The 12233-nt window shown below is 44.8% G+C and carries 8 protein-coding genes and 1 pseudogene; 4 read left to right on the plus strand and 5 right to left on the minus strand.

Annotated elements, in window-relative coordinates; genetic code table 11:
• Positions 1-10: 10 nt before the first annotated feature.
• Both FN961_RS25990 and rimK read left to right on the plus strand, forming a co-directional pair.
• Positions 11-409, plus strand: a pseudogene (locus FN961_RS25990) (ATP-dependent zinc protease family protein); the annotation flags it as partial.
• A 27-nt stretch (positions 410-436) separates the two neighbouring features.
• Complete coding sequence (gene rimK, locus FN961_RS00880) at positions 437-1381, plus strand: 30S ribosomal protein S6--L-glutamate ligase (protein WP_229814602.1); 945 nt, start codon at positions 437-439, stop codon at positions 1379-1381.
• Between the two features lie 173 nt (positions 1382-1554).
• Here the strand turns inward: rimK and FN961_RS00885 are convergent, their stop codons facing one another.
• Both FN961_RS00885 and FN961_RS00890 read right to left on the minus strand, forming a co-directional pair.
• The gene (locus FN961_RS00885; RefSeq protein ID WP_143562662.1) at positions 1555-1815 is read right to left on the minus strand and encodes a DUF5062 family protein; all 261 of its coding nucleotides are present in this window, start codon (positions 1813-1815) and stop codon (positions 1555-1557) included.
• Between the two features lie 124 nt (positions 1816-1939).
• On the minus strand, positions 1940-2965 hold the full coding sequence (locus tag FN961_RS00890) for an AraC family transcriptional regulator (RefSeq protein WP_143562663.1): 1026 nt from the start codon (positions 2963-2965) through the stop codon (positions 1940-1942).
• A 175-nt stretch (positions 2966-3140) separates the two neighbouring features.
• Between FN961_RS00890 and FN961_RS00895 the strand changes: the two genes are divergently transcribed.
• Together FN961_RS00895 and FN961_RS25995 are read left to right on the plus strand one after the other, a co-directional pair.
• Complete coding sequence (locus FN961_RS00895) at positions 3141-4487, plus strand: hypothetical protein (RefSeq protein WP_229814586.1); 1347 nt, start codon at positions 3141-3143, stop codon at positions 4485-4487.
• Positions 4488-4721: 234 nt separating this feature from the next.
• Complete coding sequence (locus FN961_RS25995; RefSeq protein ID WP_143562665.1) at positions 4722-7145, plus strand: helix-turn-helix transcriptional regulator; 2424 nt, start codon at positions 4722-4724, stop codon at positions 7143-7145.
• A 66-nt stretch (positions 7146-7211) separates the two neighbouring features.
• Here FN961_RS25995 and FN961_RS00905 read toward each other — a convergent pair whose 3' ends face one another.
• Genes FN961_RS00905 through FN961_RS00915 form a run of 3 tightly spaced genes read right to left on the minus strand, consistent with a single transcriptional unit; the run spans position 7212 to position 12046 of the window.
• Positions 7212-9323 (minus strand): TonB-dependent receptor, encoded by a 2112-nt coding sequence (locus tag FN961_RS00905; RefSeq protein WP_143562666.1) that lies wholly within the window; start codon positions 9321-9323, stop codon positions 7212-7214.
• A 27-nt stretch (positions 9324-9350) separates the two neighbouring features.
• Positions 9351-10433, minus strand: a complete 1083-nt coding sequence (locus FN961_RS00910) for an S-methyl thiohydantoin desulfurase family protein (RefSeq protein ID WP_143562667.1) — start codon at positions 10431-10433, stop codon at positions 9351-9353.
• Positions 10433-12046: a hydantoinase/oxoprolinase N-terminal domain-containing protein gene (locus FN961_RS00915; protein ID WP_143562668.1), complete on the minus strand. Its 1614-nt coding sequence runs from the start codon at positions 12044-12046 to the stop codon at positions 10433-10435. Before FN961_RS00915 ends, FN961_RS00910 begins: the two co-directional genes overlap by 1 nt.
• Positions 12047-12233 lie beyond the last annotated feature (187 nt).

Genomic DNA, 12233 nt, shown 5'->3' on the forward strand with positions numbered 1-12233 from the left:
TAGAAAAAATATGAGTAATAAAATCATTGTCGGTAGTGAAGAGTGGTGTGCTTTACCTGGTTTAGGTATTAAGGCAGTTAAGGCCCGTGTAGATTCCGGTGCTAAGACTTCCGCTATCCACGCTATCAATATTTCAACTTCAAAGCGCGAAGATGGCACTTGGGTGAGTTATGAAGTTCATCCTCTGCAAGGCAGTCGTAAAATTGCCTTAGTGTGTGAGTCTAAACTCATCGATCGACGCGTGATCAAGAGTTCAAATGGCGAAACAGAGAAGCGCTATGTTGTGCGCGAACTGTTACAGCTGGGTGAGCAGTCTTGGGAGATTGAACTGACATTGACTAACCGTGCCAACATGGGCTATCGCATGCTGTTAGGGCGTGAAGCTATGGGCGATAAAGTCTTAGTCGATCCATCAACGACTTGCTGTTTAGGCGAGATGACTGATGAAGATGCTAAAACACTTTATGGTCATGTTGAGATCCCAAGTAGCGGCCTAAAGATAGGCTTGCTTGCGAGCAATCCAAATCTATACAGTAATAAACGTATTATTGAGGCTGGCCAGCAACGCGGCCACGAAATGTACTTTTTCGATATCAAGCAGTGCTACATGAAGCTAGATGCCTCTCAGCCTGAAGTCCATTACCGTGATGGCAGGGTGTTAAACGATCTTGATGCCGTGATCCCGCGTGTTCGTCCAAGTATTACGTTTTACGGTTGCGCACTGACGCGTCACTTTGAAAGCCTAGGTGTTATGGCGCTCAATAGCTCTGAAGCGATCACTCGCTCAAGAGATAAGTTGTTCTCTTTGCAGTTGCTACAGAAGAATAATTTGAATATTCCGACCAGTGGTTTCGCTAATTCACCTGCTGATACCACCGATCTGATCGACATGGTTGGCGGCGCGCCATTGATTGTTAAATTGCTCGAGGGTACACAAGGTAAAGGCGTAGTTCTGGCCGAAACCCGTAAAGCTGCTGAGAGTGTGATCAATGCGTTTAAATCCTTGAAAGCTAACTTGCTAGTGCAGGAGTTCATCAAGGAAGCTGATGGTAAAGATCTACGTTGTTTCGTTATCGACGGTAAGATTGTTGCATCGATTGAGCGTACAGCCGCGCCTGGCGAGTTTAGAGCTAACATCCACCAAGGTGGCACTGCATCTCTGGTTCAGATCTCTCCAGATGAGAGAAAACTTGCCATTAAAGCGGCTAAAACCATGGGACTTGAAGTCGCGGGAGTCGACATTATTCGTTCAAGCAAGGGGCCGCTATTGTTAGAGATTAACTCTTCGCCTGGTCTTGAAGGCATCGAAACTGCTACTGGTATCGATGTTGCCTCAGCGATGATCGATTCAATTGAGAAGAGATTAGGCTGGAAGAAGTAAACTAAGCCTGATTGGTTCGAGATGTACCTTTTAAGCAGTGATGAGAACCATTTCTCATTGCTGCTTTTTTGTTTCCGCTGAATCAACGGGGCTCTAATTCGCAGGAGATTTAAATTTGTTTTGAAGCAAAGGGAAAGGCGTCATCTGAGCACCTCCCAATGTTACAAGCTAGACTAGTTCAATAACTCATGTTCTGGAGGAAGCTGACGGGTGATCCATAACACCAGCTTGTGTTTCATATTTGGGCCATCTTCTTTGTCTTTTGCGAGGGGTTGAATCAGCTTATCTGTGACCAATAATCGATAGATACACTCGACCTTATCTTTAGGTGAGATCCCCTTATCAAAGTCAGCAAACCCTCTTTTCTTTGCATATCCAACACCAATTTCCATCGCGAGCTTTAACAGTTGTGCGTCGTGTTTACCTTGCTTCATATAAGGTTCCTTAATTGGTGTTTTAATCAAATTACCTTAATTCGATGAGATAGCAATAGTCATAATATCGATTGTTGAACGAGGTGGTTATTAAATGAACACATTATGGCGTAGAGATTAAAAGTTACTTCTGTTTACGGTATTGCAGGGGGGATTTCTGGTACCAGCGCTTAAATGCACGGGTGAAATTACTTGGATCTTTGAAGCCTAATCGAAAAGATATTTCAATAATTGCAACTTCAGAATTCAGTATGTATTTCAATGCCAGATCCTTGCGGACGCGATCTAACAGTTCACTGAAGCTGGTCTGTTCATATTTTAGCTTTCGCTGGAGGTTTCGACTGCTCATATGGAATGTTTTAGCTATGCTTTCTCGCTCAGGATTACCTAGGCTCATGGCGATAACGATCTCTTTAGCAACTTTGCTGCTGAAGGATTGAGTCGAGAGCTGAGCTAGGTACTCCTCAACGGCAAGATCATTTTTCAGTGCTAGTGCCCTGTTAGCTGAGGGAAATGGGATGTTAAGTGCTTCATTGGTAAAATAGATACGATTACCATCAGCATTGAATTCGATTGGACAGAGGAACAGCGAGTGAAAGGTACTAGGGTCTGTGGGAGCGGCTCGCTCAAGTTCGAGTTTACTCGGTTGCAGTTGTCCATGACTTATCTGTTGCGATATAGAGAGGTTTGTTGCCATAAAGGCATCTATCGCTTCATCGGCATAGTGTTTTTCGGGTAAACGAATAAAGCAGAGTGCGGACTCTTTTTCGCCTCTCTCGATTTTCATCTCTAGCACATTGCTGATGATCTCATAGTAGCGTTTTATCCGCTCCCAAGCATCAAGTAGTGACTCACTGACTAGTAGCGAAAAGCTTAAGGCGTTAAAACTGGTTGGCTGAACAAAATTAGCCACCTTTAGCCCTATGGATTCATCTCCGGTCGTTACCACCGCTAGGTGCCAAAGTTGTGTGACTAGCTTTGTTGGTATGCGAGCATTGGGGTCTTGAAGTAGTGTGGGGTTAATACCAACTTGTTGCAGTAATTTACTACTTTCGACGCCGTAGCTGTCTATGGTTCGACAGATGGCAAGGGCCCAGGAAGACAAGGTTGTTGCCTCAGTCGGTACTGTTAACTTGTCTTCTAAAGTCATAAATCTGTCCCGATGTAACCATTAATTCACTCCCAGATAAGCTAGGTTACAAATAAACAGGCTTGATCTCAAACCCACTCAGATAACTTTGAGTATTAACAGAGCACTGATTTAGTAGTACCTCTAGGGGCAAGCTTAATAAAAATGATAAATAGATGGGGAAGGGTATATGGATATGAATAGCTTAAATTGGTTAGGAGGAAAGCGCTTCACACTTGCTGTAATCTGCGTTTCTTTATCAGCAGTGCTGCTGAATGGTTGTGATGATAGCACCCAAGAGGTGGTTCAAAAAGAGGTGACACCGAGTCCATGTTTTTGGGTCGGTCCTTACAATATCGATCATCCCGATCGTAACTTTGCCTACCCAGATACTGGTGCTAACTACTGGCATGCGGGCTACAAACTGCCTAGTGGCGCTAAGTTAACACTTAATGGCCAGTATCCCTATGCTAGGTATATATCGCTAAACAGTTATCGTCTAGATACTTCTCCGGCATCATCTTTAACCGATCAGGATATCGCACCAGATCAAGGGTCGTTTAATCCTTTTTTGCAAGGCGGAGATCGCCAGCACAGATCAAGAGACTTTACCATTGAGGTCGCCCAAGGTGAACCTGATGGAGAGGAGGCGCCAAATACCCTCTATGACTATGTTGGATCAGGTGATAAGTCAGTACTTCTTTATCGTATTTATGTCACCGATGAGGGCCGAGATGGGCTTGGAGATGTCCCGCTTCCCGCTGTTGAATTGACTCTTGAGTCTGGAGAGATACTTGTAGGTGAGCAAGCCTGTAGTGCCCTACAGGTTGATATCGATAACTTATCTATTCCTCTGGTTCCAGCGGGAACTTATCAGCAGGTTAGAGCTAATCCGGCTGTAGAACCTGCCCATAACCCCGCTGTTTGGAGAGCGGCTTATAATGGCACATTCGGCTTTCAATGTAGCTTCTTAGGGCGCTGTGACGGTATGCCTGAAAGACAGGTCACTTTCTATGCTAATGCTGATAATCAATATGTCAGTACCTTCCTTAATAACGATTTTGGGGCGGTGGCAGTGACACGAGGAAAGCTCCCCTCATTGCCTAAAACCTTAGCATCTGTGCCAATTTATGATGAGGAGGGTTCCCAGTTAAGGTACTGGTCTATTTGTCAAAACGAGTACTACTCTCAGGCTGTTACCGCTTGTCTGTTTGATGAGGAATTAACGCTGGATGACGATGGCTACTACACTGTTGTGACGAGTTTATTAGCCGACAAACCAACTAATGCGACAAACGAATGTGGACATAACTATCTGCCTTGGACTGAGCAAGGTGATGGTTTTGGGCGTGTGATTGAGGGAGGAGAGAGCCGCTTAAATGAAGCGTTACTTATCGTCAGAAACATGTTGCCGAAAGAGGACTTTTCACAAGCGATTCAGAATACCTCTACGCCTGGTGACGAGTACGCTGTGATGGGGGACTACCTGCCAACTACAGAGTATATGTCGACTGAAGAGTTTGAGAGTTTAGGTTGCAAGTGATAATCATCAACATGCCTTAAGATAAAACCACCTGAAAGGTGGTTTTATCTTAAATATCTAATTAATTCATCGGCTTGAATTGTTTTTGCTCTTTGTCAGATATGAATGTCATATTCGATGTAATGGATAATTTTTACAGTTTGCGTTTATAGCCATTTTTATCTGGAGTTGACTGGCGTTAGACTCACTATTAGTGTTTGATTATATATTTAGACATCTTCTTTGAACCGGATAATGATGAGCCAGAACAGTACTGTGTTAAGAGCTAAGTTACTTGAGGATGCTTTGGAACAATCCTCTGGAAATACAGTGCTGTTGATCGCGCCCGTAGGGTTTGGCAAGACAAGTTTGATATTGCAGCACCAGCAAGAGTATCAGAATGATAACCAAGCACTAGATTACTGCATTAGCGGCAAAGACGGTCAGTGGCTGGAGCACCTTGAATCAATCCTAGATAAAGTGACTTCCTTAGACACTGTTTATCTGGATGATTGGGATGACATCGAGCCTGCGCTGTGGCAAAAGCTGCATCCTTTATTTACCTTAGAACAGTGTCGACTCGTATTGGCTGGCCGTAATATTAACGGCCTCAATCGCTTGTCTGCTTCTTTGTTGCAAACCTGTACTTTACTCGGTCCAGATGCGCTTGCTTTTTCCTATAGCGATATCGAATCTCTGAGTCCTTCAAATTATGTAGTTTCCGCTTCTCAATTGTTTAGCATGACATTGGGTTGCCCTTTTCTAGTTATGTTAGCCATCTCAGAATCCAATGTGACCAGCTCGATTGAGCAGCTTGAACTGAAGTTAATACAGCATCCTGTCTTACATCAGTTATTGTTTCAGGAAGTGCTGAGCAACCTAAATGAGTTTGATAGCAGCAAAGTTCGTTTGTTGTGCATTGACCCACTGTTAGCCAAACGACTTTTTACCGAGTTTGAACAGCTCGCAATGAGTGAGTTAGTTGAGCGAGTGTTTTCTGGCTTAAATCTAAAGTCTGACACTGATTGGGCTCTACTGCCGGTGGTGCAACAAGTGATGCAAAGCTTATGGCTTCGCGAGGATGCTGCTGCTTTTCACAATGCTTATCTGATACTTGCAGAGCAGTACGCGGCACAAGGGGATGTTGTTAACGCGATACGCTTAATGATGGCTTGCGGTGAAGTGAGGTTGGCCGTGTCGTTACTTCGACAGCAAGGTGGCTTACTGCAATGGATCCGCCACGGTTTAGGCAATCTAGAGTCAATTCTATTGCAGTTCTCTCCTCAAGAGTGGCTGGCTTTTGATGAGATTGCTTGGCTTGCGTGTATCGTGAGTTTAAAACGAGGAGATGTGGATAAAGCGAGAAAGCTGATCAATCGACACTACCGTGATGACTCTTTCGATTGGTCCGTGGCTGATGCATTTGTGTGCCTCTATGAAGGATTAAACTTGAGCCAAAAACAGCGAGACTTTTTTATTCGTCTGCAAATAGATAGCTCCGAAAAGTTAAGCGGAAATAATATTTTAACCGATGATGGTCTTGGCTCTTTTGCTGGTGCACTGATTAATAATATCCTTCTGTTGATTGCAATACAGCAGGGGGCGGTAGAGGAGGCTGAAAGGTATTTAGCCGCTGCGCGTGCTTATTATCAACAAGAGTTAGACGCGGATTACGGTGAAGCTTTTCTTGATATTCATCAATCCCATATCTCTATGTTGAAAATGGAACCAGAGGTCAGTTCAGCGTATCTAACGCGGGTATCGACCCGAGTACAGAGTGTATTCAGCCAAGATAAAAGCATTCGGGTGGCAATGTTGGCGGTGAAGCGTGAGTTGGCATTTTATCGAGGATTAATTCCCTCATTGGCGGTGATGGACAAGCTGGTGCGAGAAGTTAATCACAGTGAGGCTTGGTTTGACCTTTATGCCGCTGTCTATACGTTAGCAGCCAAAACAGCCTTGCACTACAACAAGCCAGAATCACTAGAGCTGTGGCTAAAGGCGGCAGGGGAACATAGTCAAAAGCACCGCCTAGCCCACTTAGAATTGCTGTTGAATTATCTGGCTCGTTTAGCTCAATTTAGCCATCCCACGGTTAAGGATAAGTTTGAGTCATACATTCATCCACTGCCGGATGATCCTATCTCGTTACCTTGGCGTTTACTGCAACTACACCTTGAATTACAGATGCAGTCATCCAGTTTGCGGGATGAGTTATTAACGCAAGCCTTACAGTTTTCAGAATCCCAACAGCATGGTTTATTAGCCTGCCAATGCCGTTTAATGTTAGCGATTAATCAAGGTGATGAAGTGAAGTTGACCCATGAGGTTGCCATTGTTGAAGCGAGCGGTTATTTGCAATTAGTGTGGCAATTGCGAGCTTGGATTCCCAAAGATCAATTAACGGATATATTGAATCGACATAACAGAACACGCTTAATTCAGGAACCCAAAAAGCAGGAGAAAAGCACTTTACTCTCTGTTAAAGAAACGGCGGTAATGGCCTTAGTATCGTGTAAAAGACGCAATAAAGAGATTGCCATTGAACTGGATATTTCAGAACAAACAGTGAAATTTCATCTGAAAAGTGTCTATAAAAAACTGGGGGTGAGTAGCCGGAAACAGGCTGTAACTGCACTGGCAGCGAGCTTGGCGAGGAGTAAAAAGCTGGAAGCATAATAGCAATCGATATTAGCCTCCAGAAAGGGAACAACGTCCTTGTTTTCGATAAAGCAAAAGGTCTTTTTAGAATTTGTACTCGACAGATGCACCTATCTGACGGCCAGGGGTATAAGCTCGAATGATGCCGGTTACGGTACCCAATAACCCATTAACGTATGAAGCATTGGTCGTGGTGTACTCGTCGGTGATGTTTTCTCCGTAAACGGTAAAGCGCCAATCTTGCCATTCAAGTGCAGCGGTCAGATTCACAAACTGCTTAGCACCTACTTCCAAAGGCTCTTGTGTCGTTCCAAGGAAGAAATTGCCCTGTGCTCGGTAATCTAAACGAGTATTGAACAACCAATCCCTGCCTAGCTCCTTTTCATAATTTAACCCAAGATTCAAAGTATATTTAGGGGTCGCAGGGGCTCTTTGTCCTGTGTCTTTTACCTTAGAGTCAGTATAACCCCATGCAGCATTAAACCTAAGCTCATCGGTTAGCATGACAATGGTTTCGAGTTCTAAACCGCGGATCTCTGTTTGGTCTATGTTCGAGGTTTGTCTAAATGGTGCTGTTGCTATGATGAAAGAAAGCTGCTGTTCAGAGTAATCAATATAGAAAAGTGCACCGTTTAGTTGAATACGGTTATTCCACCACGTTGATTTGCCGCCGATTTCGAAGTTTTGTGTAGTTTCAGCTTTAGTGAGGTTGCCAGAGTTATAAAATCCAGGTCTAAAACCATTGGCATAGGTTGCATAGATCATGCTGTCATTATTGATATCGTATGACAGTGATACCTTAGGTTGGAAAGAGTTATCAGATTGAGTTAGCGTGTTTTGCAACTGGCCATTTGAATTTGGTAAAGGCACGACTTCTTGCTGTTTTGGCGTTTTAAAACGGGTTGATTGATAGTCAACTTGATCATAGCGAGCCGCTAACGTCAGTTCGAGTTTATCGGTAATATCATAGTTTACCTGTGCAAATACGGCCTTAATAGTGTCCTCTTTGACATCAATTTGATCGAATATCGAATCGCCAACAACACCTACAGTGGATTCAAGTCGGATACGCAGTTGATTGAGACCATTACGTTTTTGATAGTAAGCTCCGGCTAACCAGCGTAGATCAGAATCGTTGCTTGAAGTGAGTTTAACTTCATGGCTGGTGACATCAAAGTTATCGACCAGATCTTGCAGGAAGATGTTAGCAGCGCTCCAATCTAGATCGCCTAGCAGATCTTGCTCCGCATCTTGGTAGGAGCTAATCCAAGTCAGTGTCATGTCATCGAAATCATAATCAAGTTTGAGCGAGGCATCCTTAAAGGTTTGGTTTTCGTTACCGATAAAGCTTCGCTCTGGGCCTAAGCCTGAAAAGTCATCAAGATCTGCGTGTTGAGCTGTTGCGAACTCCTCGCCTTTGGCCAGTAGATCTTGCATCACGGCGCCTTGTTCATACTTGGCGTAGCCTAATCTAAGATCGGCACTAAATTCATCACCAAGATACTGCCAGCGGGTTTTAATTCGCTTTGTATCATTAAAGTCGAGATCGTCACCATTGGATGAGTCAATCAAGCCATCAGATTTACGGGCGCCCACTGAGACTAAACCAAAGATATTCTCACTCACACCGCCGCTTATGTAGCCACTGACGGTTTTGTCATTACCTTCGGCATACTGAACTTTTATCTTGCCGGAAAGCTCTTCGGTAGGTGCTTTAGTGATGACATTGATTGCGCCAGCCATGGCTCCTGCGCCATAGAGTGCGCCTTGTGGGCCACGCAATACTTCAATACGCTCGATTTCGCCCATATCTTGATTGATGAAATCAGCTGAGCCAACTTGCACTCCATCAACGACATAAGTTACTGGTGGCAGTCCTTGTTGGGTGCCGGTAATGCCCCTCATTGTGATAAATGATGCCCCGGCTCTGAAGGTTTTGCGAAATATGACATTGGGTGTCAGATTGATGAAATCATTAACTTGTTCAATCCGAGCTGATTCGATATCAGATTCACTAAAAGCGGTCACGGCATCGGGGATCTCTTGCAGCGATTCAGTGCGTTTACGTGCGGTGACTTGAATCACTTCAATACCTTGAGTCTCGATCTGATTATCAGCGTCTTCCACATCAGCCCAAAGGACACCAACAGGCATGATGGTCATACTAAGAAATAGGGGGTAATATATTGTTTTCATTTTATTATCTCTCCATCTTACATATCATTATTTAGTCGTTGTTGGTAAGTAGTCTGTGTCTAATCCAAAGCAACGAGGGCCAAAAATGGCAAGGGCTTCAGGCGTGCGCATTAGTTCGGGGACACTGGTTGCAATGACACATACCCGTTGACCGAAACGTATGGTTTCTGCGGTGATCGGTTCGGCATTGTCACTATCAACTACCGCTATGATGTCTGGCACAGTGGCTAGAAATGTGTCTTGGCTTTTAGCGCTTAAAAACTCATTTTGAAAGCTCAAGTTGACCTCTTTTTCTCCATCAAAGGACTGCACTAAACAGTGCCCAAAAGAGAATCCATCCCTTGTGACACGCTCAACATCCACCACTTTTCCCGTCAGCAGTAATCTAGCGGGTGAGTAGTAATCAGTTTGGTTGAGGGCAGAAAGTAAAGCTTGCACTGCGTTGTCGCCATTACGACCCAAGCGTATGGATTGACCTAATTCCAGCGCGAGAGTCATGGTGCCGTGTACTCCCCATTTTTTAAGTTGTTTACCATTAAGGGGATAGCAGGAGAGCATGGCACTTAATCCCATTTCACCGACGACGCTACGGGCAAACTTTTCCGCTTTGGCGGCGCTGTCTGTGTCAATGACCACTTGATTATTATGTTCATCTGTCATAACGACTGGCGAAATATCACAGCCATATACATTGAAGGTCACCATCTCTAAGCCTGGAAACGCTCGGCCCATGCCATCGCAGTTAACCAAGGGCAGGCCAGTTCGCGCTGCTGCAACCAAAGGCAAACAAGAGTTAACGCCACCAATCTCTATGGGCATTAAGGCGTCTATGGGTTTACCTAGACGTGCTTCCATCGCCTTAATCAACAGATCGATATCATCCCCAGAACAGGCTTTTTCAATCAGAACTGTCGGCGCACCAATCATGGCCACTGAGATAATGACGGCGTCATCATCGAGTTCTTGAGCTGAAATAATGCGAGGTGCACCATAGGTTTTAATGGCCTCTTCTGCGAGTAAACGACCAATATAGGGATCGCCTCCTCCTCCTGCACCGAGTAAAGCGGCGCCGCGGGCATAATCTTCCAAATCATTTAGCGTCAGGTTCATTAGCATGCCCTCTGGCTGGTTAAAAATAGTTGGCCTGTGGCACGAATACGAATTCGAGTGGCTTGACCTTTGATATAGCTTAGTGGCATCTCCTGTATATCAAGTATTGACACTGTGTCAGGAATTGCCCCTGCGACTATGGCTGCTTTGATGGCCATCTGTTTGGCCAGCTCAAGACTTTCATCACGTTGCAGATCGTCATAATCAAAGATCTGATCAATATCACCACTGACCATGCCGATGCTGGCGCCGATGGCATTAGCGACTTCGGCATACTGTGGTCGGATGATTTCTGAGATACCAGCTGGGGTTTCATGGACTAAAATATGGCCGCCGCCGACTAAGATCAGTGGCACCTTAGCTCGGCTGGTTTTTATCTCATCAATGCCTTGGGAGATGAGTTTGTTTATGGCTTGGTTAATGGGCGCAAGTTGGGCTGCTTTTAACGTTACCAGTTCAGGTTTAGCCTCTTTAATAAATGCGGGATCGCGGGTTAGTGCGCAGTCAGTCGCGGTTAATATCTCTCCTCCAAAGCTGATGGCTTTCTCCTTTAATAGGTAGCCAACAGATTGCGGGCCGACCGTGCCTTTTACGGGGTCACAGATGCTGCCACCGCCAAGCCCGGTGGCGATAATATCTGGCATCCGAAAGTTGGTTCGCACCCCGCCAATATCCACATGCATGCTCGACTCGCGTGGAAACCCTTGCATCAACATACCGATATCGGTTGTGGTACCGCCAATATCAGCGACGATAGCCTCTTGTTGTCCACTGAGAAATGCCGCGCCTCGCATAGAGTTTGTTGGCCCAGAGGCAAAGGTCATGACCGGAAACTGACGCACTGCATCAGCAGTCATCAGGGTGCCGTCATTTTGGGTGATATAGAGCGGAGCTTTGATATTGAGTTTAGCCAGCGAGGTTTCAAACGCGTTAACAACACGCTCTGCCAATTTGGCTAAACTGGCATTCATGATGGTGGAGTTTTCACGTTCAATAATACCGACTCGGCCAATTTCATGTGACATGCTCACTGAAATATCTGGGCAATGTGTCAGCAAATACTGTTTTGCCCTTAGCTCAAACTCTTGGTTGATAGGTGAGAAAACAGCGCTAATGGCAACAGATGAGAGTGAGTTGGCCAAGATATTTTCAATCACAGGATCCAGTAACACCTCGCTGAAATCACTGTTCACGGCGCCGTTGAAGTGATGGCCACCGGGAAACATAAATACTTGCTGTTTAAAGCTATCGAGCATGGATTGAGGCCAGCCAGTCAAAGGTGGCAGTGCTTTGGCTGTTGGCAGCCCGAGTCGTATAATAGCGACATCATTGAGTTCACGGCGTTGCACAAATGCATTGGTGAACTGGGTGGTGCCTATCATACAAAAATCAATCTCTTCACTACTAAGACCCGCTTGTTGAAGCACGTCTGTGACAGCATTTTCAATGCCTTGATAAATATTGTCCGTGGTTGTTTGCTTAGTGCTGGCGAGCACATGATGGCCACAGATTAATACCGCATCGGTATTTGTTCCGCCGACATCGACACCAAGGCGTATGACATCATCGGTCAGCTGTGTTTTGTTTGGTTTAGATTTTTGCTTGTTGCTCATTTGATGCTTCCTTGTGTTTTATTTAACATATCAGAAGGCTTGATTTAAAAATGAGCAAAAAAGAGTGGTTTTTAACTTAAAACGAGTAGTGAACTTTTGTGGGATAGATGAATGGTTCAGATTGATTACTGCTATTCAGACAAATAAAAAAACCACCTAAAAAGGTGGTTTTTTAAATAAAGTCTTT

Origin of the sequence: Shewanella hanedai (assembly GCF_007197645.1) — a bacterium.
Taxonomy (GTDB): Bacteria; Pseudomonadota; Gammaproteobacteria; order Enterobacterales; family Shewanellaceae; genus Shewanella; species Shewanella hanedai.

Excerpts from the sequence above, each read along its gene's own strand:
- FN961_RS00915 (WP_143562668.1), bottom strand. The coding sequence starts at position 12,046 with ATGAGCAACAAGCAAAAATCTAAACCAAACAAAACACAGCTGACCGAT.
- FN961_RS00905 (WP_143562666.1), bottom strand. The coding sequence starts at position 9,323 with ATGAAAACAATATATTACCCCCTATTTCTTAGTATGACCATCATGCCT.
- FN961_RS00910 (WP_143562667.1), bottom strand. The coding sequence starts at position 10,433 with ATGAACCTGACGCTAAATGATTTGGAAGATTATGCCCGCGGCGCCGCT.
- FN961_RS00885 (WP_143562662.1), bottom strand. The coding sequence starts at position 1,815 with ATGAAGCAAGGTAAACACGACGCACAACTGTTAAAGCTCGCGATGGAA.
- FN961_RS00895 (WP_229814586.1), top strand. The coding sequence starts at position 3,141 with ATGAATAGCTTAAATTGGTTAGGAGGAAAGCGCTTCACACTTGCTGTA.
- rimK (WP_229814602.1), top strand. The coding sequence starts at position 437 with ATGACTGATGAAGATGCTAAAACACTTTATGGTCATGTTGAGATCCCA.
- FN961_RS00890 (WP_143562663.1), bottom strand. The coding sequence starts at position 2,965 with ATGACTTTAGAAGACAAGTTAACAGTACCGACTGAGGCAACAACCTTG.
- FN961_RS25995 (WP_143562665.1), top strand. The coding sequence starts at position 4,722 with ATGATGAGCCAGAACAGTACTGTGTTAAGAGCTAAGTTACTTGAGGAT.